General features: G+C 53.5%; 28 protein-coding genes and 1 riboswitch. Of the genes, 27 read left to right on the forward strand and 1 reads right to left on the reverse strand.

The genetic code is table 11. From position 1 onward, the window contains the following. The first annotated feature begins 189 nt into the window (after positions 1-189). From DESHY_RS10205 to DESHY_RS10280, 16 genes are all read left to right on the forward strand, one after another. Positions 190-690 carry a YqeG family HAD IIIA-type phosphatase gene (locus DESHY_RS10205; protein ID WP_048818070.1) on the forward strand — a complete coding sequence of 167 codons (501 nt, stop codon included), beginning with the start codon at positions 190-192 and terminating at the stop codon, positions 688-690. A gap of 52 nt (positions 691-742) precedes the next feature. Beyond that, positions 743-1627 carry a shikimate dehydrogenase gene (locus DESHY_RS10210; protein ID WP_008412527.1) on the forward strand — a complete coding sequence of 295 codons (885 nt, stop codon included), beginning with the start codon at positions 743-745 and terminating at the stop codon, positions 1625-1627. A gap of 2 nt (positions 1628-1629) precedes the next feature. Beyond that, positions 1630-2793, forward strand: a complete 1164-nt coding sequence (gene aroC, locus DESHY_RS10215) for a chorismate synthase (protein ID WP_008412529.1) — start codon at positions 1630-1632, stop codon at positions 2791-2793. Position 2794: 1 nt separating this feature from the next. After that, entirely contained in the window at positions 2795-3322 is a 528-nt protein-coding gene (locus DESHY_RS10220; RefSeq protein ID WP_008412530.1) for a shikimate kinase, read from the forward strand. Beyond that, positions 3309-4388, forward strand: a complete 1080-nt coding sequence (aroB, locus tag DESHY_RS10225) for a 3-dehydroquinate synthase (RefSeq protein ID WP_008412531.1) — start codon at positions 3309-3311, stop codon at positions 4386-4388. The genes DESHY_RS10220 and aroB overlap by 14 nt, the downstream gene beginning before the upstream one ends. A 23-nt stretch (positions 4389-4411) precedes the next feature. Further along, the gene (locus DESHY_RS10230) at positions 4412-5878 is read left to right on the forward strand and encodes a GspE/PulE family protein (protein WP_008412532.1); all 1467 of its coding nucleotides are present in this window, start codon (positions 4412-4414) and stop codon (positions 5876-5878) included. Between the two features lie 122 nt (positions 5879-6000). Beyond that, positions 6001-7212, forward strand: coding sequence for a type II secretion system F family protein (locus tag DESHY_RS10235; RefSeq protein WP_008412533.1), 1212 nt, complete (start codon positions 6001-6003; stop codon positions 7210-7212). A 19-nt stretch (positions 7213-7231) separates the two neighbouring features. Then, positions 7232-7696 carry a type II secretion system protein GspG gene (locus DESHY_RS10240; protein WP_008412534.1) on the forward strand — a complete coding sequence of 155 codons (465 nt, stop codon included), beginning with the start codon at positions 7232-7234 and terminating at the stop codon, positions 7694-7696. Beyond that, the gene (locus DESHY_RS10245; protein ID WP_008412535.1) at positions 7653-8180 is read left to right on the forward strand and encodes a type II secretion system protein; all 528 of its coding nucleotides are present in this window, start codon (positions 7653-7655) and stop codon (positions 8178-8180) included. Before DESHY_RS10240 ends, DESHY_RS10245 begins: the two co-directional genes overlap by 44 nt. Positions 8181-8189: 9 nt before the next feature. After that, positions 8190-8636, forward strand: coding sequence for a type IV pilus modification PilV family protein (locus DESHY_RS10250; protein WP_008412536.1), 447 nt, complete (start codon positions 8190-8192; stop codon positions 8634-8636). Continuing rightward, on the forward strand, positions 8600-9235 hold the full coding sequence (locus DESHY_RS10255) for a PilW family protein (RefSeq protein ID WP_008412538.1): 636 nt from the start codon (positions 8600-8602) through the stop codon (positions 9233-9235). The genes DESHY_RS10250 and DESHY_RS10255 overlap by 37 nt, the downstream gene beginning before the upstream one ends. 3 nt (positions 9236-9238) lie before the next feature. Continuing rightward, the gene (locus DESHY_RS10260) at positions 9239-10714 is read left to right on the forward strand and encodes a bactofilin family protein (protein ID WP_008412539.1); all 1476 of its coding nucleotides are present in this window, start codon (positions 9239-9241) and stop codon (positions 10712-10714) included. Positions 10715-10731: 17 nt separating this feature from the next. Continuing rightward, a complete protein-coding gene (gene pilM, locus DESHY_RS10265) occupies positions 10732-11799 on the forward strand; it encodes a pilus assembly protein PilM (RefSeq protein WP_008412540.1) in 1068 nt (355 codons plus the stop codon). After that, a complete protein-coding gene (locus DESHY_RS10270) occupies positions 11792-12487 on the forward strand; it encodes a PilN domain-containing protein (protein WP_008412541.1) in 696 nt (231 codons plus the stop codon). Before pilM (DESHY_RS10265) ends, DESHY_RS10270 begins: the two co-directional genes overlap by 8 nt. Further along, entirely contained in the window at positions 12462-13205 is a 744-nt protein-coding gene (locus tag DESHY_RS10275; protein ID WP_048818072.1) for a type IV pilus inner membrane component PilO, read from the forward strand. Before DESHY_RS10270 ends, DESHY_RS10275 begins: the two co-directional genes overlap by 26 nt. Before the next feature lie 141 nt (positions 13206-13346). Continuing rightward, complete coding sequence (locus DESHY_RS10280) at positions 13347-14798, forward strand: TldD/PmbA family protein (RefSeq protein WP_008412543.1); 1452 nt, start codon at positions 13347-13349, stop codon at positions 14796-14798. A gap of 94 nt (positions 14799-14892) precedes the next feature. Here DESHY_RS10280 and DESHY_RS14745 read toward each other — a convergent pair whose 3' ends face one another. Beyond that, entirely contained in the window at positions 14893-15027 is a 135-nt protein-coding gene (locus DESHY_RS14745) for a hypothetical protein (protein ID WP_274377196.1), read from the reverse strand. A gap of 95 nt (positions 15028-15122) precedes the next feature. After that, a riboswitch (cyclic di-GMP riboswitch) is annotated at positions 15123-15207 on the forward strand. A gap of 77 nt (positions 15208-15284) precedes the next feature. On the opposite strand from DESHY_RS14745, the gene DESHY_RS10285 reads away from it, so the two are divergent. From DESHY_RS10285 to DESHY_RS10330, 11 genes are all read left to right on the forward strand, one after another. Then, positions 15285-16961 carry a GspE/PulE family protein gene (locus DESHY_RS10285; RefSeq protein ID WP_008412544.1) on the forward strand — a complete coding sequence of 559 codons (1677 nt, stop codon included), beginning with the start codon at positions 15285-15287 and terminating at the stop codon, positions 16959-16961. 1 nt (position 16962) lies between these two features. Next, a complete protein-coding gene (locus tag DESHY_RS10290) occupies positions 16963-18045 on the forward strand; it encodes a type IV pilus twitching motility protein PilT (protein WP_008412546.1) in 1083 nt (360 codons plus the stop codon). 31 nt (positions 18046-18076) lie between these two features. Then, the gene (locus tag DESHY_RS10295) at positions 18077-19285 is read left to right on the forward strand and encodes a type II secretion system F family protein (RefSeq protein WP_008412547.1); all 1209 of its coding nucleotides are present in this window, start codon (positions 18077-18079) and stop codon (positions 19283-19285) included. An 82-nt stretch (positions 19286-19367) separates the two neighbouring features. Then, the gene (gene pilM, locus DESHY_RS10300) at positions 19368-20330 is read left to right on the forward strand and encodes a type IV pilus biogenesis protein PilM (RefSeq protein ID WP_235695565.1); all 963 of its coding nucleotides are present in this window, start codon (positions 19368-19370) and stop codon (positions 20328-20330) included. Between the two features lie 3 nt (positions 20331-20333). Beyond that, a complete protein-coding gene (locus DESHY_RS10305) occupies positions 20334-20972 on the forward strand; it encodes a PilN domain-containing protein (protein WP_008412551.1) in 639 nt (212 codons plus the stop codon). A 59-nt stretch (positions 20973-21031) separates the two neighbouring features. Beyond that, positions 21032-21514, forward strand: coding sequence for a type 4a pilus biogenesis protein PilO (gene pilO / locus DESHY_RS10310; protein ID WP_008412552.1), 483 nt, complete (start codon positions 21032-21034; stop codon positions 21512-21514). Positions 21515-21648: 134 nt separating this feature from the next. Beyond that, positions 21649-22263, forward strand: coding sequence for an IS607 family transposase (locus DESHY_RS10315; protein WP_008412554.1), 615 nt, complete (start codon positions 21649-21651; stop codon positions 22261-22263). After that, positions 22260-22448 (forward strand): helix-turn-helix domain-containing protein, encoded by a 189-nt coding sequence (locus tag DESHY_RS14645; RefSeq protein WP_008412555.1) that lies wholly within the window; start codon positions 22260-22262, stop codon positions 22446-22448. The genes DESHY_RS10315 and DESHY_RS14645 overlap by 4 nt, the downstream gene beginning before the upstream one ends. Positions 22449-22504: 56 nt before the next feature. Next, entirely contained in the window at positions 22505-23527 is a 1023-nt protein-coding gene (locus tag DESHY_RS10320; RefSeq protein WP_235695572.1) for an RNA-guided endonuclease InsQ/TnpB family protein, read from the forward strand. A 75-nt stretch (positions 23528-23602) separates the two neighbouring features. Further along, positions 23603-24232, forward strand: a complete 630-nt coding sequence (locus tag DESHY_RS10325) for a hypothetical protein (RefSeq protein ID WP_008412560.1) — start codon at positions 23603-23605, stop codon at positions 24230-24232. Next, positions 24232-25311 (forward strand): hypothetical protein, encoded by a 1080-nt coding sequence (locus DESHY_RS10330; RefSeq protein ID WP_008412562.1) that lies wholly within the window; start codon positions 24232-24234, stop codon positions 25309-25311. The genes DESHY_RS10325 and DESHY_RS10330 overlap by 1 nt, the downstream gene beginning before the upstream one ends. Positions 25312-25345 lie beyond the last annotated feature (34 nt).

Below are 25345 nucleotides of genomic sequence, written 5' to 3' on the forward strand. Positions count from 1 at the left end.
CCCAATAAGAATTAAGTCAACAATATATGTTATGGAGAGAAAAAAAATTGGTGTTTGTCCCGGCAGACAATTTCGGCAAAATTTAGCTGCTAAGTTGACGAAAGGTACCCGATACGAGTAAAATAGGCACAGTAAAATATTGCAAGCAATATGGGTGCCCCGAGGCGCCGGCTATAAGTGGTGTTAAAGATGTTGTCAGTGCTTCATCCCAAGGCCTATGTGCCCTCTTTATTTCATATTAACCTGCAGGATTTAAAAAGCAGGGGTATTAAAGCCATTCTTTTTGATATTGACAACACGCTGATCCCCTGGGATTGTCAGCAGATGGATCCGCAAATTGAAGCCTGGCTGCGCCACCTCTGTCAGCAGGGATTTAAAATATGCTTTGTATCCAACAATAATGAAGGCAGGGTAGCAGCCCTATGCCGCTCTTTGCAGGTGCCGGGTATACACAAGGCTGCCAAGCCCCGGCGTAAAGGGTTGCGGCGTGCCCTTGCCCTTTTAGGTGCGGCAACGCACGAAACTGCCCTGGTGGGGGACCAAGTTTTCACCGATGTACTGGCCGGCAACCGTTTGGGGCTGTATACCATTTTAGTAACGCCGCTGGCCGGTAAGGAGTTTATCGGCACCAGAATTAACAGGCAATTAGAAAAACTGGTACTGGGTCGCATAAAAAAAATGCAATCATAAAGATATTGCTTGGCACCGGCCAAGCTTTTCTTGCATCCGGGAGGAAATATGCATGGGTTTACCTGAAATTAACGGAAAAACAAAAGTGTGCGGATTATTTGGCTGGCCGGTAGAACATTCCTTCTCCCCGGCTATGCACAATGCTGCTTATGCCGGATTAGGACTTAACTGGGTGTATGTACCTTACAGCGTACCCCCCAACTGTCTGAGACAGGCGGTAGAAGGTATGCGTGCCTTGGGTTTGGCGGGGGCAAATGTGACGGTGCCACACAAACAGAGCATCATCCCCCTGCTGGACAAAGTTGATACGGCGGCTCGGATTATGGGAGCGGTCAATACCGTTCGCCTTGAACAGGGTAAGCTGGTTGGCTATAACACAGATGGGCCGGGCTTTATTCAATTTTTAGCTGCTGAAGCAAACTTCTCGCCCCAGGGTAAAAGAGTTTTATTGGTGGGCGCCGGCGGGGCAGCCCGGGCAGTGGCGGTTGCTCTGGCCGGAGCCGGCGCGGCAGCCATTTACATAACCAACCGGACGCCGGAAAAAGCTGAGCAGCTGGCACGGGATGTGGCCCAAGCCGGTCAGTTAACAACCAGGGTGCTTCCCTGGGGCCGCCAATTGCCCGGAACAGTGGTGGCAGAGGTGGATTTGGTGATCCAAACCACCCCTTTGGGCATGGGTGCCCGCTCCGATCAGGTGCCGGAGTTTCCTTTTACTGCCTTGCAGCCCGGGCAATTAGTATGCGACCTGATCTATAACCCGAACAGAACGTTGTTTCTGCAAATGGCGGCCGCTCGAGGGGCAACTGTATTTAACGGCCTGGGCATGCTGCTTTACCAGGGAGTGTTAGCCTTTGAGCTGTGGACCGGCTTGCCGGCGCCGGTGGCGATTATGCGGGAAGCACTGCTGAAACAGGTTTCCGGAGGAGAGGAGAGGTAAGATTGTTGCGATTTTTAACGGCCGGCGAATCCCACGGCCCGGCCTTGACAGCCATAGTGGAAGGTATGGTGTCAGGATTGCCTGTTACGGATGAGTATATTAATAAACAATTGGCCAGACGCCAGAGTGGTTATGGCCGGGGCGGGCGGATGCAAATTGAACGGGATCGGGTAACATTTTTATCCGGTGTCCGGGGCGGCCTGACTACCGGCAGTCCCATTACTTTGCAAGTGGTTAACCAAGATTGGGTTAACTGGTCAGACATCATGGCGCCGGGGCCGCAAGCCCGCCTGAATGAGCGGGTGGTTAGCCGGCCCAGGCCCGGTCACGCGGATTTGCCCGGGGCCATTAAATACAACCAGCGGGATATTCGCAACATTTTAGAAAGATCCAGCGCCCGGGAAACAGCTGCCCGGGTTGCGGTAGGCAGCCTGGCCCGCCGTTTATTGGAAGAATTAGACATAAGCATTGTAGGTTATGTCTGCCGCATCGGAACGGTAGAAGCGACCCGGCAAGAAAACCCGGATCTGCCGAAGTTGCTTGAAAGCCTTGCCAACTCACAGCTGCTTTGTCCGGATCCCCAGGCCGAGGCAGAAATGGTTAAAGAAATTGACCAAGCCAAGGCAGAGGGCGATTCGTTGGGTGGCGTTTTTGAAATTCATGCCTACGGCGTGCCGCCGGGATTAGGCAGCCATGTTCACTGGGATCGCAAGTTAGACAGCCGGCTGGCGGGAGCTCTTATGTCTGTTCAGGCCATTAAGGGTGTGGAAATCGGTCATGGTTTTGCGGCAGCGGCGGCGCCCGGTTCCCAGGTGCATGACCAGATTTACTATGCTGCCAACCAGGGGTTTTACCGGCGTACAAACAGGGCCGGCGGCATTGAAGGGGGAATTAGCAACGGGATGCCTATTGTGGTGCGGGCGGCCATGAAACCCATCCCTACCCTATATAAGCCTTTGCTCAGCGTTGATCTGCATACCAAGGAGCCCTATCAGGCTTCGGTGGAAAGATCAGATGTTTGCGCTGTACCTGCTGCCTGTGTGGTGGGAGAAGCAGTGGTGGCCTGGGAACTGGCGGCAGCTCTGGCGGAGAAATTTGGCGGTGACAGCCTGGCTGAAATAAAAGAAAGGGTTAACCGGTGGCGACAACTGGTTAGGCAGGTGTAAGATGAAAAATATTGTTTTAATCGGCTTTATGGGTACCGGCAAATCCACTGTTGGGCGGGCGCTGGCTAAACGATTGGGTTACCGGTTTATTGATACCGATTATGCCATTGAACAAATTACCGGGCTGACAGTGGAGCAGATTTTCCGCAAACATGGCGTAAAACGTTTTCGGGGTGAGGAAGTACTGCTGGCCAGAAAACTGGCTGCTCAGGAGAACCTGGTGATAGCCACCGGCGGCGGTATGGTGTTGGACCCCGAGAATGTCAAAATGCTCCGGCAAAATGGTTTTCTGGTTTGTTTGGCTGCATCCTCGGAGACCATTTGCCGGCGGGTGCGCAACAAAAGAACCCGCCCCCTGTTAGCCAGGGGAAACTTGCACCGGCGGGTGGCAAGCTTGCTGGAAGAACGCAAAGGAGCCTACCAAACGGCGGACTTCACAGTTAATACAGATGACAAAAGTCCGGATGAGATAGTTAACATAATATACCAAACTCTGCTGGAGAGGGGGGTGCTGGGTGAGAAAAATTAACCTGGCTTTGGGGGAACGCAGTTATCCTATTTATCTTGAGGACGGGGGACTTAACCGCCTGGGTTATTACCTGCAGCAGCTGCCCCTGGAGAAAAAGGCACTCCTCATCACAGACAGCAATGTGTATCCTTTGTACGGCGAAAAGGTTGCGGCAGTTATGAGGCAGGCCGGGTTTCAAGTGGCAGTGGCCCGGGTGCCGGCCGGCGAACAGGCCAAAACCCTGGAGCAGGCTGCCCGGTTGTATGACCTGGCCTTTGACGCCGGGCTGGACCGCAGCTGCCCGGTGGTCGCCCTGGGCGGCGGTGTGGTGGGAGATTTGGCGGGCTTTGTGGCTGCCACCTACATGCGGGGGGTTCCGTTTATCCAGGTGCCCACCACGCTGCTGGCCCAGGTGGACAGCAGCGTAGGCGGCAAGGTGGCCGTCAATCATCCCCGGGGGAAAAATATTATCGGCGCTTTTTACCAACCCAGGCTGGTGCTGATTGATGTGGCTACCCTGCAGACCTTGCCTGCCCGGCAACTAAAGGCCGGCCTGGCGGAAGTCATCAAGTACGGCGTAATCTGGGACGGGGAATTTTTCCAATGGCTGGAAAATAACGGCGTCCGCCTGCTGGCCCAGGACCGGGATGCCCTGCAGTATGTCATAGAGACTTGCTGCCGCATTAAAGCAGCGGTGGTGGAACAGGATGAAACTGAACAGGGGCGCCGGGCCATTTTAAACTATGGCCACACCGTCGGGCATGCGGTGGAAGCCTTAACCGGCTACGATGCATTTTTACATGGTGAAGCGGTGGCCATTGGCATGGTAATTGCTGCCAGAATGGCGGTTCAACAGGGGTTATTAGGCTACCGGGAATATCACCGGATTAAGCAACTTATTGCCTTGGCGGAACTGCCTGCTGAACTGCCGGCAGACTTAGCGCACCGGGACATTTTACAAAGTATCTACCACGACAAAAAAGTAAAAGGTGATCAACTGGTCTTCATTCTGCCGCAACAAATCGGTCGGGTGGGCATCTACAGGGATATTGACGAAAAAAGTGTGATGCGGGCTTTGAAGGAGTAATTTTTAATACTGAGGGTGATCTTTTGTTAAACCAATCGCCCCCCAAAATGATAGGAGATATTTTAGCGGAGCAGGGTATAATTACCCGCAGCCAATTAGAGGAAGCGTTGCAAAAACAGCAACGGTCTCAGGAGCCCCTGGGGCGGGTACTGGTGGGGCTGGGCTATGTTACGGAACACCAGCTGGTGGAAGCCCTGGCGGCCCAGTATCAGTTTGTTGAAAGGGACATCCGTCAGACCGTAGACCTGCCAAATCATAATCTAATCCGGGAAAGTTCCGGGGAAGAAGCGTCGGTTATAGGTCTGGTGCAACATATTTTGCAAAAGGCCGTGCGGTTAGGAGCCAGCGACATTCATTTTGAACCCCAGGAAACCGGCTTCAGGGTAAGACTGCGAATGGACGGAATATTGCGGCCCCTGCTTAACCTGCCTGTAAATATGCAGGCGGCGGTTGTTTCCAGAATTAAAATAATGTCTGATCTTGATATTGCAGAAAAAAGGCTGCCCCAGGACGGACGCCTGCCGTTAAGTACCGGCAGCCAAAAGTACGACCTGCGCGTGTCCACCATGCCTACCGCCTACGGTGAGAAGGTGGTGATCCGTCTGCTGGATACAGGGGCAGTAAGGCAATACCGGCTTGAGCAGCTTGATTTTTCCCCGCACAACCTGGCGCGTTTAAAACATTGCCTGCGTGCCGCATACGGGATGATATTAATTACCGGGCCCACAGGCAGTGGCAAAACCACTACTTTATATACCGTATTGAACGAATTAAACAACGAACAAAGAAACCTGAGCACCATTGAAGACCCTATTGAATACCGCCTGGAGGGAGTTAACCAAACCCAGGTTAATACGAAAGCAGGCATGTCCTTTGCCGTTGGTTTGCGGGCCCTGTTGCGCCAGGATCCGGACATTATCATGGTCGGTGAGATTCGCGACAAAGAAACTGCCGAAATTGCCGTTAAAGCTGCCGGTACAGGGCACTTGGTATTGTCAACTTTACATACCAACGATGCCGTCGGAGCGGTGGACAGATTTATCCATATGGGAATAGAACCGTTTCAGGTGGCCTCCTCGGTGCTGGGGGTAGTGGCCCAGCGGCTGGTGCGCAGGCTTTGCCCGTACTGTAAACAACCATACCGGGTGGTTGCTGATTCTCTGGAAGGCTATTTTGCCGGCGTGTTGCCGGGTCAGGAAGCGGTGTATTACAGGCCGGTGGGCTGTCGCCGGTGCTACCATAGCGGTTACCGGGGGCGGTTGGCCATCCATGAAATTTTGCTGCTGTCCCGGCGGCTCAGAACCCTGCTGTTAAACCGTGCCACTGCCGACGAGTTGCTGGCGGCAGCGGGGCAAGAGGGTATGCAAACCCTGCAGACGGATGGCTTGACCAAGGCTAAACAGGGATTAACCAGCCTGCCGGAGGTAATGCGAGCCACCTATTTCCAGGCAGAAAGTTTTTTTGACACAACCGTATTACAAAAAATGTAAGAGAAAAGATCAAAATGTCGAAAGATTCCTGTCGGTCCGGGCAGGAAATTTTTTATTGTTGCTGAATTTGACAGAATATATTAAATTTTTAGTCGTTTTATTTTGGCCTGCGGGTGGTTATGATGCCCATATTATTTAAATATAAAGCCAAAAAAATAACAGGCCGAACTGTCCGCGGCAGGATCACGGCCGCCGGCAAATATGAGGCCATTCAAATACTCCGGCAGCAAAGGTTGTTTATTACTGAAATTAATGCCATAACCCCGCATCAGCCTTTTTTAAGCGGTTTTGTTGCGCCCAAAGTCAGCCTGAAGGAGCTGGCCCTGTTCTGCCGGCAATTTGCCACCTTAACTGCTGCCGGCATACCGGTTATCCAGGGTTTAAGCATCTTGCTGGCACAAGCCGAGAACAAAAGGCTGCAACATGCTTTGGCCGGTGTAATTGACAACTTGCAGGCCGGTCAATCCTTAAGCCAATCCCTGGCCTGTCAGCCTCGTCTCTTTCCGCCGGTGGTTATTCATATGACAGAGGCCGGGGAAATCAGCGGTTCCCTTGACGATGCGCTGACCCGTTTAGCGGATTACCTCGAAAAATATCATGACCTGTCGGAAAAGTATAAATCAGCCCTGGCCTATCCTGCTTTTATTTTGTTGCTGGCCCTGGCAGTGGTTGGCCTGATGGTGGTGTTCGTGTTGCCGGCCTTTACCCGGGTTCTTCAAGATTTGCAGGCGCCGGTACCGGCTGCTACGGCTTTTGTTATGAAAACAGGCGAACTGTTACGACACCGCTGGTATGTTGGGCTGTCCGCCGGCTTATTTGCGGTGGTGCTGGGGAAAATTTTTGTATCCGGGCCCGGCGGGCAACAGCTAAAGGAAAAGTTAATACTTAAAGTGCCTGTCTACGGATCGCTGGTCAAGAAAATAAATTTGTTGCGCCTTTGCCGGACCCTGGCGGTTTTATTAAGCAGCGGCATCCCTCTTTTGCGCTGTCTGCATGTGTTGCAAAACAGTGCGCCAAATTCAGCCTTTAACCGTGCTGTCCGGTTGGCTGCCGACGGTCTCCAAGAAGGACAAGGGCTGGCTTTTTCACTTCAGCAAAGCGGCTTATGGCCGCCTTTGGCAGTCAGGATGATTCAGGTGGGAGAAGAAACCGGCGAACTTCCTTTAATGCTGGATAAAGTGGCCGGTTTTTATGAAAAAGAAATATATCAAACCCTCAACCGTCTGACTGCTCTGACGGAACCCATTTTAATATGCCTGGTGGGCGGGCTGGTAAGTTTGCTGATGCTGTCCGTTTTGCTGCCTGTTTTCAGCATTATGGATGCTTTGCCATAACCGGCGGGAGGTGAAAAAAATGAATGCATCCTGGCATAAACAAGGCTTTACCCTGGTGGAAATTTTGGTTGTGATAACCATGCTGGGTATCTTATCGGCCGTTCTGGTGCCCCAATTTACCAAACAATTGGACAAGCCCAAACGAAGCAGGGCGGTTTTGGAAATAAAAAGCATGAAGAATGCCCTGGACATGTATTATGCCGAGAACAATTGTTACCCTGCCGGCAAACATGAGATTAACTCTTTGATGCAAAACGAAGGGGTTCTCGGGGGAAAGTACGGTCAACCTTCAGCCGGTGACCCCTGGAACAGGCCCTATTATATAAAAATTGACGGTGCCGCTTATACCATCTGGTCGGAAGGGCCGAACCCGGACAGCCGGGCCGATAATATTTTTACGGACCAAACCGTTAACGATGTTATTACAGGAACCGGTCCCTATGAGCCAAATGAAGCCACCACCCACTCCCGAGACAATTCATAATACTGTCTGTCACCCTGGGGCAAACGGGGCTAACCGGGCTTTTACCCTGGTGGAAATGCTGGTATCACTGTTTTGCATCATTTTACTGTTAACTGCTGCCATGCCTCTGTTGACCGGTTCCCTGGCTCGTTATCAAACAGTTACCACCCTCCACAAACTGGTGGCTGACCTTCAATATGTGCAACAGCTGGCCATTAAGACGGAAGATACCACCGCTTGCTATGAAATATTCTTTTACCCTACCGGACAACAATATGTTATCAGACATGGAGCCAAATTACTGCGTACAGAAAAATTCCCTTATTACGTTTGTCTGGTCAGCACTAATTTCGGCCAATCCGGAGAAACCCAAATCCTAACCTTCAATATCCAGGGTAATCCTGTGCAGGCCGGCACCATTACGGTAATGAACCGCCGCTCGGGTAAAATCTATCTGGTCAGGGTGGCGGTACTCAGCGGCAGAGTAAGGATAGAAGCACTATAGGAGACGCTTATGAAAGCAGTTAACCTGAACCGGCGAGGATTTACTTTAACGGAACTGTTGGTTTGCCTGCTTATTATAACTGTGGTTATACTGCCGGTAGTGACCCTGCTGGCCCATAACAAGCGGCAGCAAATTGCGGTTGAGCGCCGGCTGCTGGCAAAACACCTGGCCCAAGCAAAACTTGAAGAAATCAAAGCCATGTATTGGCGTGATTTTAACGCCGGTTATTTGAACAACCCGGTCATATCGCCGCAACCTCTCACATTTGGCCCACCCTATATCGACGGTAAATATTTAACAGAAAATGATGACCGGCCCCACAATGATTTTACTTATCGCCTTCAGGTCTGGCCGGATCGGAGCAGCCTTTGGGCAACAGTACAGGTAACTATCTATTATCAGGAAGCGGGGCAAGAAAAATGCCTCAGTTTGTACATGGCAAAAGCAAGACGGTAAGTCCCGGCAAGCCGCTGCAAGAGCAGGGGTTTACCCTGGTGGAAGTGCTGGTGGCTACGGTAATCCTGACCCTGGTGGTTAATGCCGCGGCGGCCTTGTTGATGACGGGGCTTACTTCCTATTTAAGGTACAGTGAAGAAAGCGATGTGCGCAGTCAACTGAGGATTGGCATGAACCGGCTGGAACGGGAACTGCGGGAAGCCCGCTGGTTAACTACCACTACCGACACCCATGTACTGAAGTTCAGAATGCCCAAGCCCATGACAGACAGCAACCCGGCCATGCCAACCCTGTATGCCCGGGATAAAATTATTGCTTATTATGTCAAGGACGGCGACCTGCTGCGAAAAATATACGACATTCCCAGCGGTTTTGACGGCCAGGTGCCCAACCGGGGGGAACCGCTTTACCACCCTAACGAAGGGGTGAATACCGTCGCCAGAAATATACAATCACTGAAACTTACCTACCTGCCGGCGGAAACGCCGGACAATTCCTATAAAACCATGGTGATTATCACGCTGGAAGGCAAAGGCCGGCTGACCCGACCACCGCTGCTCACATCGGCGGTACAGCTCAGGTCACCAAAGGACTGGTGAAGCGTGCGAGATTTGATCAATAACCGCCGGGGTCAGGCTGTGCTGCCGGTAGTAACCTTGTTAATGATTTTAAGCCTTTTATGTACCGCTGCCCTTACTCTGACCCGGACAGATCAACTGACTCTGCAGGCTGCGCTGGAAGAAACCCAGGCTTACTATGTGGCTGATGCGGCGTTGGAAAAAACCCTAAGCATATTGCAGAGCCGGGTAAAACTGCTGGACAGTTTGCAAATTAACAAAACTTACGATAAAAAGCAACTGACCTCTTTGCTGGCCGGTTTGTCCGGCCCAGACAAGAACTGCCTGCAATCATTGTTAAATTTGTTTAATGAAAGCTTTGCTGTGCTGGAGATCAGCCGGTCTGACGGTACCCCGCAGCAACCGGCGCAATTTACCGGGGCGGGCACCATCCACTCCCTCAGCCTTACTAAAACAGCGGCAGACGCCGGGGGTTATGCAGTGAGGCTTGAGGTAACCGGCAAATATGCCACCGCCAAACGATCCCTGGTGGCCAATGTGCGGTTTTCCCGTCCGGTCAATGATTTGCCCGGGACGCTGGTGCAGCAATCAGCCGAATTTATCAATGCCATCATCGAATCACCGCTGGTGGTGCTGGCCGACACTGATTTTAGTGCAGACGGCCTGTTTTATGACGGTATCTATATCAAAGGCGGCTGCACATTGGGGCCCGCCGCTAACTTGGCCGCCCCGCAACTGCTGGCAACGGGGCCGATCGTTGTTGAGGCCGGCGCTGTTTATACAGGAGAATTAAAGTCCGGCGGCGATGTTTTAATTAACGGGGATATCATTGACGGGCCTGTACGAAGCTGCGGCAATGTAACGGTACTGCAGGGGCATGTGGGCCGGCCGCTCAACCAGGGACAGGTTATCCGGTGGGATGGCAGCATTTATGCCACCGGCTCCGTTACCCCGATGGTCTCGGATAACTTTGGTCAAGCCTATGCCGCTACTCCCCAGGCGGTCAGCTACCCCTTCCCGGATTTTCCTCTGCTGGATCTTGCCTGGTATGCCCGGCACTGTGACTATTACCTATCCGGCCATCAAACAATCAGGGCGGAAGACCTGCTGCCGGGTATTTATTACATCCAGGGCAATCTGAACGTCTCCGGCCGTTATCAGGGGAATATTACCCTGGTGGCAGCCGGTTCCATAACCATACCCGACAGCGCCCTCCTGCAGGCCCACGATCCGGCTGCCGACTCGCTGTTGTTAATCAGTGCCGGGGAAATCAGCCTGCAGCCGGGAGCTGACGTGGCCGCCGCCTTATATAGCCGGGAGAAGATATCTCTGGCCCAGCAGGCCCGCCTGCAGGGTTTGCTGGTTACCCGGCAGCTGGCCTGCAACCGGGCCACCGTAACCTACCGGCCTGACTTTCAGAATATTCACCCGGCCTGGGTAACCACCCGCCTGAGCATTATATCCTGGCAGGAAAAATATCCGGTCTTTCGCATAGACTAACCTGTAAGAGGTGCCAAGTGAAAAGATTACTTGAACAAATTTTTACCCGGCGGCAGCCCTGCCTGGCAGCTGTTGACCTTGGTACACACCGCATTAAAGCTGTCGAAGTGAAAATTAACCGGGGTGTCCCCAACCTGGCCGCCCTGGGCAGCGTACCGGCCCCGCCGGCAGGCCCGGCACCGGAGGCCGAGGCGGAACTGGCAGAGGCCCTTGGCCGCCTGATGCACACTGCCGGGCTGACGAGCCGCCAGGTGGTTATTTCACTGCCGGTGCAGCAGGTAAAAACACGGCTGTTAAAACTTCCTAAGCTGACCAAACAAGCGTGGCAGGCAAGGATAAACCACGAAGCACAAGAGCTGGTGGGGTTGCCCGCTGCCCACTTGACTGTACGTTATGTAAAGCTGGCTGAACAAGTTGACAACGGGCAGATCTTGAGCAGCCTGCTGCTGGTGGCGCTCCCCACCTCTGTGGTGGAGCAATACTATCATGTTTTTCTGATGGCCGGACTCAGGGTAGTGGGCATTGATTTGCCGGCTTTCAGCCTCTGGCGGTTATTTGGCAGGGAGGCAGACCGGCAACCGCTGGCTGTCATTGATATAGGGGTGGCTGCTGCCCAACTGGTGCTTGTGCAAGGAGGGCGGATTAATTGGGTCGGCCAGGTGGCGGTGGGCAGTGACACTGTTACCGGAGTAATTGCCCAAAGCTACGGCATCAGCCGGCAAGAGGCCCGGCAGTTATTAGAAGAAGGCGGCCGGCTGCCCTCGGGTGAAGGAGCGGCGTCAACTGCCCCGGCGGTTCAGTGGCAACTGGATTTTTATATAAGGGAGGGCATTGACCAACTGGCCAAGGAAATTTACAAGCATCTTGCCCCGGAGCAAACTTATCCGGGCAGAATCTTGCTTACCGGTGCTACTTCCAGGTTGCCGGGGTTAGGCGGCTATCTAAGCCAAAAATGGGGCATTGCCACAGCGGCGGGCCCGCCGGCTTGCTGGCAGAGCGTGGTAGACAAGCCCGACCGGGCCTATGATCCTGCCTATGCAGTGGCTCTCGGGCTTATCCTGGGGGAGGTGGGGTACCATGTATAAAATAAATTTGCTTCCCCCCTGTCTGCAGTGCCCCGGCAATAAAATTAAGGTTAATTATCTCTGGTTGGGGGCCGCTGTGGCCGTTATTTTATTTGCCGGCTGTTTGCTTTTTTATTGCCGGCTGTCGGCCGGCCACAGGCAATTGGCCCAGGCACGGCAGGAACTGGCCCAACTGCAGCCCCGGGTTGCGGCAACAGACAAGCTGACGGCTTCTCTCAGGGAGCAGCAGGCCATATACGACCAGATGTATCAGGTGCTGCACAACCGGCTTACCTGGTACCGCCTGCTGCAGGATTTACCCTTGGCCTTGCCGGCCGATACCTGGGTAAACCGCCTGGAAATTCACAGGGCAGGCGGTTTACCGGGGCACGGCGGTCCGGCTGCCTCGCCGGCCGAGGCTGCCACCGCCGCACAAGGAAATCAGCCGGCCCCGGACAGAACCACCGGGGCGCCGGCGGCTAACCTGTCCCGATCAGCGGCAGTTTCCTGGCGGGTGTATATTTGCGGCAGTTGCTGGGATATGGAGTCGGTGGGTGTTTTACTGCACCAATTAAGCAGGCTGCCTTATTTTGCCTCAATCCAACTAACCGAAGCCCGCTACGACAGGTTGCAGGGCATTGTTAAATTTGAACTGACCGCCGCGGTTAAAGGGGGTGCCCGGCATGACAAGCCGACTGTTCAACCTTAGCACCGGAGAAAGGGTGCTGGTAAGTGCCCTGGTTGTCCTGTGCCTGTGCACCGGTTTGTACCGGTTGGGTCTGGCAAAACCAATAAAAACTTACCTGGATAACCAAAGGCAACTGACCGAAGTCCAACAAGAAATTACCCGGGCAAAGCAGATCCTGGCGGCAGAAAAAATCAGGCAGCGGCAGGCTGCAGCCATGACAGACAAACTTGCCGCCCTGCGGCCGTCTTTTAATACCAATGTACAGACAGGGGCCATGCTGGTGGAATTAAGCCGCCAGGCCCGTCAGGCAGGGGCGGTATTGCAATGGATAAAACCCTGGCCGGCTGCTGCCGGGCAACACCTGTCAGAAACACCCTTTACCCTGCAAATAGACGGTTCGTACAATCAGGTAGTACAGTATGTAAACAGGCTGGAAAACTTGCCGCAGGCTGCTGAAATCCGCCGTATCCACCTCCGGCCGGGCGACAGCGGCCGCCTGTCCGGCTCTTCCGAAACCGCTGCGGAGATACCGGCATGGTATCAAAATGGTGAAGTGCAGGCAGAAATTGAGGTGGTTTTCTTTACTGCAAACGGTTCCCCGGCGTCTCCCAACCGGGCAGCAGAAACCGCAACCAACGGGGCGGTGGGCCGGGCCAATGCCTTTCAAGCGGCTTATCCCTTGTCGTCCCGGCAGAACCTCAATTCCTTCCCTGCCGATGTCAACAAGCCAGGCAATTAAAAACTTTATTTTAACAGTTTCATTGGCAACAACCGGCATATACTATAAAATAATGGTGGAATTTATCAATAATTGTATAGATTGCCTTACCGGGGCAGAAACTAGGTCTAAATATTTGGGTTAGATGTGGGGGGAAGGAATTTGTTGGATAAAAATGATTTAAAAGAAGTGCTTAGTGTTGCTTTAGCTAACGGCGGCGACTTTGCAGATATTTTTCTGGAAGAAAAACAAACCACCGGCATTGGCCTGGAAGCCGGGCGCATTGAGCGGGTTAATTCCGGCCTGGATGCCGGGGCGGGCATCCGGGTGCTGTCCGGCGAGGCCACTGCCTATGCCTACACCAATGACACCAGCAAGCAGGGGTTACTGGCAGCGGCTAAGATTGTCAGCCACGCTGCCCAGGGCGGCCCAAAGGATTTGCAGCTGGATCTTACCACCCTTAAACCGCTGGTTGATTTCCGGATTAAAACCCGCCCGGAGAATGTTTCCACCCAGGCTAAAGTAGAGCTGGTAAAAAGAGTGGAGCAGGCCGCCCGGGCGGTTGACCGTGAGAAAATAAAGCAGGTTATTGTGGGTTACGGCGATACCGTACAAAAAGTAACCGTTGCCAACAGTGAAGGAACTTATGTGGAAGACGAGCGGGTGCGCACCCGTCTGATGGTAAATGTGGTGGCGGCGGAAAACGGCAATATCCAAACGGGCTATGATGCCATAGGCAGTCATGCCGGCTTTGAAATTTTTGCCGACTGCGATCCGGAACAATTTGCCCGGTCGGCGGCCCACCGGGCGGTTAAAATGCTCACGGCCCTGCCGGCCCCGGCCGGCAAAATGCCGGTGGTGATGGCCGGGGAAGCCGGCGGGACAATGGTTCACGAAGCCTGCGGCCACGGCCTGGAGGCCGACCTGGAACAAAGACAACTGTCGGTTTACGCCGGCAAAAAGGGCCAGCCGGTGGCCAGCCAATTAATCACGGTTGTTGATGATGCCACCCTGCCCAACCGTTACGGTTCTTACCGTTTTGACGATGAAGGGGTTCCCTCCCGCAAAGTAACCCTGATTGAAAAGGGTATTTTAACAGATTATCTTTACGACCGCCTTACTGCCGGCAAAGAAAAACGGGAATCCAACGGTCACGGGCGCCGGGAGTCCTACCAGCACAAACCCCTGCCCCGTATGGCCAACACTTATATTGCCCCGGGCAAGGAAGACCCGGACAAAATCATTAAAGATTATAAAAGCGGCCTGCTGGTGAAAAAAATGGGCGGCGGACAGGTAAATACCACCACCGGGGATTTTGTCTTTGATGTGGCTGAAGGCTACTTAATCCAAGACGGCGAAATCGGCCCGCTGGTGCGCGGCGCCACCCTGACCGGCAACGGCCCGGAGGTTTTGCGGATGGTGGAACGGGTGGGCTCCGACCTGGGCTTTACCATCGGCACCTGCGGCAAAGACGGACAGGGTGCCCCGGTTTCGGATGCCCAGCCAACCATGGCTATCAAAGAATTAATCGTGGGGGGGACGGCTCACGGGTCTGCTGACAAGCAGCTGAGCCGCCGGTTTACTGCCGGTTATGGCAAAATACGGAGAATATAGCACACCGAAACGGCCGCAAGGCCGTTTCTGATTGCAGACAAAGAAAAGTCAGGGGGTTTTATGATCCCCTGCCAGCCACTTGTCGAAGCACCGGTCACAGCACTTGATGTGCGAAAGGAGCCATTGGGGTGGTGCTCACAGGATGCGGGCGCCAGCCGATTCTGGCCGGGAGAGCCCGTTTGAGGCGACCCCAAGGGCCACCGTAGCGAATTGGCGGCAGAACTTGCATTTTTTACAAAGTTTTTACCCCGGGGTAATCAGGCAAAGTAGGAATTTTAAATAGTGTGACGAAAATAATTACCAACAAAGCAATATATAACACACGTATTACAAAGGCAAACTCTTTGAAAAAAGAGGACGCAAAGCCACGGGCCTAAGGACCTTAGTCTATGGCGGCCGGGTTGCCTTAGGAATGTAGCTGTCCAAAACCTAAGTAAATTAGAGTTTTGGTTTTTTCATTTTCGTCTTAAAACAGGGGTAATGGCAATGAAACTAACCCGCAGTTTTTTAGGAACCTGGTTGGTTAACGAAGGAATTATCACCCAGAAACAGCTGGAGGAAGCCCTGGCCTATCAAAAATCAAATAAAGACAAGTCGTTGGTGCTGGGTAAAGCCCTGGTGCAGCTGGGTTATTGTTCGGAAGACGATATAGCCGGGGTAATTGCCAAGCATGCCGGGGTACCCTTTGTGTCCCTGGAAAAATACAACCTTGACCCGGCGGCGCTGGCAGCCTTGCCGCTGGAAGCCGTTAAGCGTTACCGGGCGCTGCCCATCGGATTTGCCGAAGGCAAGCTGGTGGTGGCTATGCAAAAGCCCACCGACATCATGGCCATTGATGATTTGCGGGTGCTGGCCGGCTACGAGATTAAACCGGTATTTGCGCCGGACAGTGAACTGGAAGTGGCCATTGAAAAATACAGCCGCAGCAGCATGGAGTTTACCCAAACAGAAGAAGAAGCGGCGCCGGTCACTGAATTAATAGCCGAACCGGAAGATGCCGGCCAGCCGGCGGTGCAGCTGGCCAACCTGATCCTGACCCAGGCGGTCAGTGCCAATGCCAGCGACGTGCATATCGAACGCTATGAAAAACGCATGCGGGTTCGCTTCAGAATTGACGGCGTGCTGCACGATATTATGGAGCCCCCTGTGAAAATGCATGCTTCCCTGGTTTCCCGCATTAAAGTGATGGCTAATATGGACATTGCCGACCGGCGCATCCCCCAGGACGGCCGCATGTCCGTAAAAATAGAAGGAAAATCCATTGATATAAGGGTAGCTTCCCTGCCCGCCAGCTTCGGAGAAAGGTTAACCCTCCGGCTGCTGGACAGTTCGGCCCGCCGCATCAGCCTGGAGGAACTGGGGCTGGCCCCGGCGGTATTGGAACGCTTCCGGGAAGCAATTAAACTGCCTTATGGTTTTATCCTGGTCACCGGCCCCACCGGCAGCGGCAAAAGCACCACCCTGTATGCCGGCCTGAATGCGGTGGACCGGGTGAGCAAGAATGTCATTACCGTGGAAGACCCGGTGGAATACCGGATGGAAGGCATTAACCAAATTCAAATTAACCCGCAGGCCGGCCTTACCTTTGCATCCGGGCTGCGTTCCATACTGCGCAGCGATCCTGACGTTATCATGGTGGGTGAAATTCGCGACCATGAAACAGCCAAAATTGCCATTGAATCTGCCATGACCGGCCACATGGTCTTTTCTACCCTGCATACCAACGATGCCCCGGGGGCCATCAGCCGGTTAACAGAGATGGGCATCGAACCTTTCTTAACGGCTTCTTCGCTGGTGTGTGTGCTGGCCCAGCGTTTGGCCAGGATCTTATGCAGCCACTGCAAGGAAAAGATTGAACTGACCCCGCAAGACCTGGCCCATGTACCCGATTTTCCCATTGACCCCGGGAGCAACCGGGTAACCCTATATAGGCCCAGGGGCTGCATGCGCTGCAGCAATACCGGCTACCGGGGCCGGACAGGCATTTATGAATTGCTTTTTGTCAGCGATACAATCCAGCGTTTAACCCTGGCCCGGGCCTCGGCCAGGGAAATTAAACAAGCAGCCCTGGCCGAGGGTATGGTTACCCTGCGCCAGGACGGCTTGCTCAAGGTGAAACAAGGCATTACTTCCCTGGAGGAAGTGTTGAGGGTGGTCGTTTAAAATGAGCGAACAAGCCTTACCGCACATCAATGAAATACTGGCCCGCACCGTCCGGATGAACGGTTCGGATTTGCACCTGAACGTCGGAACGCCGCCGGTGGTTCGGGTGTTCGGCGAACTGGTCAGGATGGCCGACCTGCCCTGTTTGCTGCCCCAGGATGTGCAAAATTTAATTTATCCCATTTTACAGCCCCACTACCGGGAGCAGCTGGAAAAAGACCTGGAACTGGATTTTGCTTATTCAATTGCCGGCATCGGCCGTTTTCGCGGCAACATTATGTGGCAAAGGGGTACGCTGGCTGCCAACTTCCGGGTAGTTGCCATGCAGATTCCCCGCCTGGAGGATTTAGGGTTGCCGCCGTCGGTGAAAGAGCTGGCCCGCCTGCCCCGGGGTTTGGTGCTGGTTACCGGGCCCACCGGCAGCGGCAAATCAACCACCCTGGCAGCCATCATCGACGCAATTAACCGGGAAAGAAGCTGCCATATTGTAACCATTGAGAATCCCATTGAATTTTTGCACAGCCATCAAAAATCCATTATTAAACAGCGGGAGGTGGGGGTGGATACCCATTCTTTCGCCAGTGCCCTAAGGCATGTGCTGCGCCACGACCCGGACGTTATATTGGTAGGGGAAATGCGTGACCGGGAGAGCATTGCCATAGCCCTTACCGCTGCGGAAACCGGGCACCTGGTGTTTTCCACCCTGCATACCCAGACTGCCGCCCTGGCCGTGCACCGTATTGTGGATGTGTTTGCCGACGGCATGCGTGACCAGATTAGGCAGCAGCTGGCCGATTCACTGCAGGGTATTATTGCCCAGCAGTTAATTCCCCGGGCGGACGGCCGGGGCAGGGTGGCGGCGGTGGAGCTGCTGCTTGGCACGCCCGCCGTGAGAAACCTGATTCGTGAAGGCAAGGAACACCAGCTGTATACCGTCATGCAAACAGCCCGGGCAGCCGGCATGCAGACCATGGATCAAGCCCTGGCCAACCTGTGCCTGACCGGCCGGATCAGCCGCAGCATGGCCCTGGAGCGCTGTGTGGACAAGGTGGAGCTGGAACGCGCCATCAGCAGGGGTTTTTAATTTAGTATTTAATTAAAAGCAGGTAGATAGTATGCCGTTATATGCCTACCAGGCCATCGATAAAACAGGCAATCTGCTGGAGGGCCGGCTGACAGCGGAAAACCCGCAAGCGGCTGCCGACCGTTTAAGCCAAATGGGGTATGCCCCGGTTGAGATAAAGGAAATCAAAGATTCCCCCCTGCGGGGTTCCCTTTTAAAGCGCAACAAAGTAAAACTGGGCGAACTGGCTTTTTTCAGCCGCCAGCTGGCTGCCATGCTTGCTTCCGGTATCCCCCTCACCCGCTGCCTGTATACCCTCAGCGAGCAGACCGGCAATGCCTGGTTGGCCCGCTGCACCGGGGAAATAGCCCGCCGGGTGGAAGGCGGCATGAGCTTTTCGGAAGCCCTGGGGGGCTACCCGGACATTTTTTCCGGCATGTACAGAGAAATGATTAAAGCCGGCGAACTGGGGGGGGCTTTAAATGAAATTCTCCAACGGCTGTCCCAGCAGCTGGAAAAAGAAAAATACCTGCGGGACAGCATCCGGTCTGCCACCTTTTACCCGTCGGTGGTCATTGTATTTGCCGCAATTATTGTGCTGGCCATGATGTTCTGGGTGGTGCCGATATTTGTCGGATTTTTCCCCCAGCAGGCGGCGCTGCCCTTGCCCACCCGGCTGGTGGTTGGTTTCAGCAATTCGCTACGCCAGTTCTGGTATTTTTACCTGTTGGGGCTGGCGGCCGTTATGGGGGGGCTGCGGCTGTATATCGGCAGCCCCGCCGGCAGCCGTGCCTGGGATAAGATAAAATTTCGCCTGCCGGTCTTTGGCGACCTCTTTAAAAAAGCCACCCTTGCCCGCTTTTGCCGCACCCTGGCAACTCTTTTAGGCGGCGGCATTCCGGTGCTGCAGGCCCTGGCCGCGGCCGGGCCGGCCGCCGGCAGCAGCCAGGTGGCGGAGGCTGTCAAACAAGTGGCGGCGGGTATCCAGGAGGGCCGGAGCATTGCTGCTCCCCTTAAGAAAAGCGGCTTTTTCCCGCCCATGGTTATTAACATGGTGGCGGTGGGTGAAGAAACCGGCCAGCTGGCTGCCCTGCTGGGGCGGGTGGCAGATTTTTACGAAGAAGAAGTGGCCACCGTCACCAAGGGGCTAACCGCCCTGATTGAGCCATTACTGCTTATCTTTGTGGGTTTCATCATCGGCGCCATTGTAATTGCCATCTACCTGCCCATCTTTACGGTGGTTACCTCGGTGGGCAGATAGGTGTTTGGGGTGTCCAATAAAACTGAGATACGGAGCTGAATGGGAAAACATGGGATTTTTTGCAAGCCCGGGAGCTGTCGGAGTGGAAATAGATACCGGTGTAATTCGGGTGGTGGAACTGCAGGGCAGCGGCCGGTCAGCCTTCCTGGCGGCGGCCGGTCAAACAGATATCCCGCTGCCGGCGGTGTCCGAAGGGGTGGTGGCACAGGCGGCTGCGGTTGCCGGGGCCCTGCGGGAGCTTTGGGCCCGCTGTGGCATCAGCAAACAGCATGTGGTGCTGGGGATTTGCAATCAAAACGTGTTTATGCGCATTGCCACCTTACCGAAAATACCGGAGAAAAAGTTAGCCCAGGCCCTGCGTTTCCAGGCCGGCCAGTATTTCCCCGTCAACCTCTCCCAACTGGTTTTTGATTACGCCTTGCTGGGCGAGGTAAATAAAGCCAATGCCGCAGAACTGGAAGTTTTGCTGGTGGCCTCCCGGCGGGACATTGTGCAAAGCAACCTGCAGGCCCTGCAGGCTGCCGGCCTGCAGACCGAGATACTGGATATTTCCTACCTGGCTCTGCTGCGCACCCTGTCGGCCGCCCAGCGTTCGGATACCCTGGTGCTGGTTGATATCGCCAACGGATTAACAACCATTCAATTGGTCAGCCAAGGGGTGCCCAGGTTTTCCAGAGTAATTGCTCATTCTTTGATTACTTATGCCGACGAAGCCGGCCTTGCCCTGCAGGAAGCAGCGCTGCTGTCCCGGCCGCCGGCCGGGGATTGGCTTGTCACCCTGGCCAATGAAATTCGTTCCTCGGTAAGCTACTACCTTGCCCAGGGCAATGCCAGCACGGTTAACTCGGTACTGCTCAGCGGCCGCGGGGCCCGCCTGAAGCAACTGCCGGAACGGCTGCAGGAAGAACTGGAGGTGCCGGTGACCGTGCTGGATCCTTTGCAAAACCTCAGCCGATCTTTGCCGGCCACCGGCGTCCATTTAGGGGAGGCAGGAGCAGACTTTGCCGTATGCATCGGTCTGGCTCTGCGGGGATTGGGGGCTTAACCCATGGATATCAGAATCAACCTGTTGCCGCCGGAAATACAACAGCAGCGGCTGCGCTTGCGGCGTCAGAAAAAAATCCTGGCGGCCGGCCTGGTGGTTTTGTGTTTTCTGCTGGGCGTGTATGCGGCGCTGCACCTGGCTGTGCTGCAGGCCCGGCAGGAGCTGGCCCGGCTGCAGGCTGAACGACAGGCCCTGCAGGCAGAAATGGCCGCTTACCGGCCCTATGAACAATTACAGGCGCAGACCAACCGGCTGAACGGCCTGTACCGCGCCGCCATGGGGACACCGCCGGATTATTATAAAATTTTAGAGGGCATCGGCCTGGCCATTCCGCCGGATGTCTGGCTGACGGATTTCCAGGCCGCAGAGCAAACCGGCGGTACGGCGGCTGCCCCGGCAGCCGGCGGGCAGCCGGCCGCCTCAAAGGGTGAATTGGTAATCCGGGGCAACGCCCTTAACCACGCGGCGGTGGCCCGCTGGTTAACAGATCTGCAGCAAATTCCCGGTTTGGCCGACATCCGCTGCCGGTTTATTGATCAAGCAGACCCGGCGAGTCCTTACAGCCGCTTTGAGATTAAAGCAATTTTGTCGGCCGGCCGGGAGACTCCCTTAAGCCAAGCCGAGGCAGGTGGTTTGCCATAGCAGAGAAATCCTTATCTAAAGATAAAATTACTCTTTTTATTGTCGCCGCGGCTCTTATTGTGCTGCTGTGGCCGGTTTACAGCCGGTTCAGCACCCTGCTGGCGGTGCGGCAGCAGGCGGCGGACGAGCAGGACGCCCTGCTGCAGGACCGGCTGCGGCTGCAGGCCCTGGTGCAGGTCAAGGGCCAGGCGGCCCGCTTGCAACAGCAATTGTCAACCCTGCAGGGTCTGCTGCCCGACCGGCCTGATGAAGGCGGGCTGCTTAACGAATGGCAAGGCATGGCCAATGACACCGGCCTGCAATTGCTGCAGGTGCAATTTGCCGACTACCTCCCCCAAAAGGAATATGTGGAGATGCCGGTAACCATTGTTCTGGAAGGACAGTATGAAGGCCTGCTGGCTTTTCTGGCGGAACTGCAGCAAGGTGCCCGGGCTGTCAAAGTTAAGGAAATAAAAATCGGCAAAGGCAGACAGGAAGCGCCGCTGATGAGGGTGGAGCTGACCGCCGGTGTTTTTTATACCGTATCCGGGAGCGGCAACTAAAAAAGTACCATGCCTTTAGGCCAAGTAATAACCGTCAGGGGGTTGTAAAACAGCGATTAATAACTAGTCAAGTTTGCTTAAATATATTCGCATAACCTACCTACCGTTATATAATAATGGCAAGAGGTGGGTTTATGTATACAATTCAAGAAGCAGCAAAACTACTAGGAGTATCAATATCAACCATGCGGAGGTGGGAGAAAGAAGGAAAGATCAAACCTATTCGCACACAGGGAGGACATAGGAGATATACCTTAGAGGAATTATCCCAAATAAAGCCCTTGCAACACGATACAAAACTAACTATAGCCTACTGCAGGGTATCCTCTTCCGACCAAAAAGAAGATTTACAAAGACAGATAGAAAACGTATCACAGTATTGTACGGCCAAGGGATATTCCTTCAAGGTTATCACTGATATAGGCAGTGGTCTAAACTACAACAAAAAAGGGCTTAAAGAACTACTGCATCTGGTTCAATCAAATAAATTAGAACGGATTGTAGTGAATTATAAGGATAGGTTAATTCGCTTTGGCTACGAGGTAATCGAGCAAATCTGCGAATTTCATGGTGTAACTATCGAGATTATCAATCATACCGAAGATAAGACCTATGAACAGGAATTAGTGGAAGATATTCTTTCTATCATAACAGTGTTTAGCAGTAGGTTATATGGCAGCAGAAGCCACAAGCAAAAAAAGATTCAAAAAGAGGCCGAAAAGTGGTTTAAAGAGAGTGATGCCATTTGATATTCAACCGAAAGATAAGGCTAATCGTAACAGACGAACAAGCAAGAATACTAGACTCCCAATCCAAGAAATGCAACTGGCTGTACAACCGGCTTTTAGCTATAGCAAGAGATGACTATATTAACAATGGCAACAGTAAAAAACTCCTATCCGGCCGGAATTTAAGAAACCAGGTGCCATACTAAAGCAAGATAACCCATTTCTTAAGACAGTCCATTCATCACCTCTAAAAAATGTTGCCCTGCGGTTAAAGGATGCTTACATGCGGTTCTTTAAGCAGGGTAACGGCCTACCCAAATTCCGAGCGTGGAAAAAGAAGTGGTTTTCCCTTTTGTATGACGAACCAAACAAAGGCTTTAGAATTAACGGCCGAGAACTAAAACTAAGCCTTGGCACCAATAAAGAAGGCAAAAGGCTTTATATCACCCTGGCTCTGGAAGATACCCCGGCGTCCCCGGAGAGCACCATCAAAAACCTACGCATTACAAAAGATCATAAAGCCTATTATGCAGTCTTTTGTATTGAAAAGCCGGATAAAAAACCGGCTAAAAGATTAAAATGGATAGCCTTAGATCCAAACCACAAAAACCTGATGGTAGGTATTAACCAAAATGGTGTTAGTTATGAGTTTAAGAACTTGACTCAAATTAAATACTGGGACAAAGTAATTGACCGGTTGAAATCGAAAAGGGATGTCTGTCTACGTAAAGCAAAGTTTATTGAAACCTACGAAGGCAGAGGCTATTGGCAGCCCAGTAAGCGTTGGCTGAGGATAAATAAGGCTTTGGATAAGGCCTATAATGCCCGGCGAGAACAGATTAAGCAGGGATTATATGCAATCGCTAACCGGCTGGCCAAAACCTATGATTTAGTTCTTATGGGTGATTATACTCCCACCTTGGAAACAGCTAAATATGATAATATGCACCGTTCGATGCTAAACCGGACAGCCATTGCAAAAGCCAGGAAAATTATTGCCTGGGTCATGGAGAAGTCCGGCAAGCATTTTAAAGAGGTAGCAGAGGAAGGAACCACTAAAACCTGTTCCTTCTGTGGCCACGAAGAAAAGAAGGGCCCAACGGTGCGGGTCTTTACCTGCCCTAACTGTCAGACGACACTTAGCAGGGACATAAATAGTGCTATCAATATAGCCAAAAAAGAAAATTTATTGCCGTGCCTCGGCTATGTGGAAGACTTAAGTCGTACCACGTACACTGTGGCCTGGGATTACACTAGGTGTGACCTGATGGTGCAGATGAATTAAACAGAAACCGTGATAGGTTTCTGCCTGGATTTAGTTAGTTTTAAGTAAATTTAGGAAGGCGGAACCGGTAACACCATGGCAGATAACCGTATAAAAATAGATAAAGAAAAAATTAAACAATTCTGGGCCAGGCTTAATGAAATTAAGGTGGAGGATATAGTTCCTTACGTTAAGCAAAACAAGCGCCAAGCACTTCTGGCCGGCGGTGCTTTGCTTGTACTCATTGGCCTCATCCTGCTTGTTAAATGGAATGTGGCTTTCTTCAGCAGCCAGGCCGGCGGTACGGCGCCCGCCGGGGCCGGGTTGAACCAGGCCGCCCCTGCCGTTTCCCAACCCACCACCACTTTATTGCCGGCAACCAAGCGTACCATGGAGGAGCGCCCCCAGCCCAGGGATCCCTTCAGCGGCTCGCTGCAGCTGAAGGGTGTAATTACCGGCGGCGGTGGCGATAACCTGGCCATTATAGAAGCAGGCAACACCTCTTATATTGTGGGGCCGGGCCAGGAACTGGCGGGCGGCCTGGTGGTGAAGGAAGTTACCGGCAACTGGGTGGTGCTGCAAGCGGCAAGCGGCAAAATATACCTGGAATTCAACGGACGGGTGAAAAAGGAAGCGTCGCCGGCCGCAGCCAAGCAGGATAAGCAAGCGGCGGGTGCGGCTGCCGACCAAGCGGCCGGCAGCCAAAACAAAGGGGGTGGCAACTGATGCCGGGCAAAACAGCGGGGTTAAACAGCCGACATAGGTTTAAAGCCTGCTTGAATAAACTGTTAATAATAGTGTGGCTGGCCGGCAGCCTGGGGCCGGCCGGGGCAGCAGCGGCCAGCGATGCGGCGGCCGGTACCGGCTACCCGGCCTTGGCAGAGGCGGCTTACGACATCGGCAGCATGAATATGGATGTGCGGGATGCCGACCTGCGCGATGTGTTGTCTGCCCTGGCCGTGAAAATGGGCGTCAACATCCTGCTGCTGGATACAGAACCCGAACCGGTAACCTTCCGGGCCTACCGTGTAACCCCCCGGCTGGCCATGGAACTGATTATCCAGAGCAAAGGCCTGGCCTACCTGCAAAAGGGCGATATTATTGTGGTGGGCCCGCCGGATACCTTGCTGCGGGATTTCTTTGACCAGCTGGTGCTTACCCGTTTTGACACCAATTATATTAAAACCGATAAACTGAAAAGCATGCTGAGCGAGCTGGGCATCCAGGGGGTAAAAAGCGTGGTGCTGGATACCAACCCCCATGTGATCTGGGTGCAGGGCACCGCCGCCGGCCTGAAAAAAGTGAAAGAAGTAATTGCCTCGGTGGATATCCCGGAACAGGCGGAGGAAGATGACAAAACTCGTTTTGTTTACAAGTTAACCTATATTGTAGCGGAGGATGCCGCCAAGCGGTTGGAGAAATTTGGTTTTCCGGACGTTCAAACCATTACCACCGACGGTGACCGCTATGGCCACGAGATCATGGTGATCTGCCCCAAAAAGATAGAAACCCAGGTTAAAAGCGCCCTGAACAGCCTGGATATGCCCCGCCAAAAAACCAAAGCCCCCCTGATTACCGCCAAGGGGGACTATGCCCACCAGGCGCTGGCGTCCGCCCGGGATCTGCTCAGCCAGTTGAGCGGCGTCCCGGTGGGCAACATGAGCATCTCCAGGAATTTAGGCACCAGCAAGTCGCCTGCGCATGTTTTATGGGTGGAAGAAACGCCGGATAAAATCAGGCTGCTGCGCGATTTGATCCAGGAAATGGATTTGGGCGATATGAGCAGCCAGGAAAGTTCGGATTGACGCAGTGATTAATCAAAAATATATTAAGCAACCT

Source organism: Desulforamulus hydrothermalis Lam5 = DSM 18033 (assembly GCF_000315365.1).
In the GTDB taxonomy this organism is placed as follows: Bacteria; Bacillota; Desulfotomaculia; order Desulfotomaculales; family Desulfotomaculaceae; genus Desulfotomaculum; species Desulfotomaculum hydrothermale.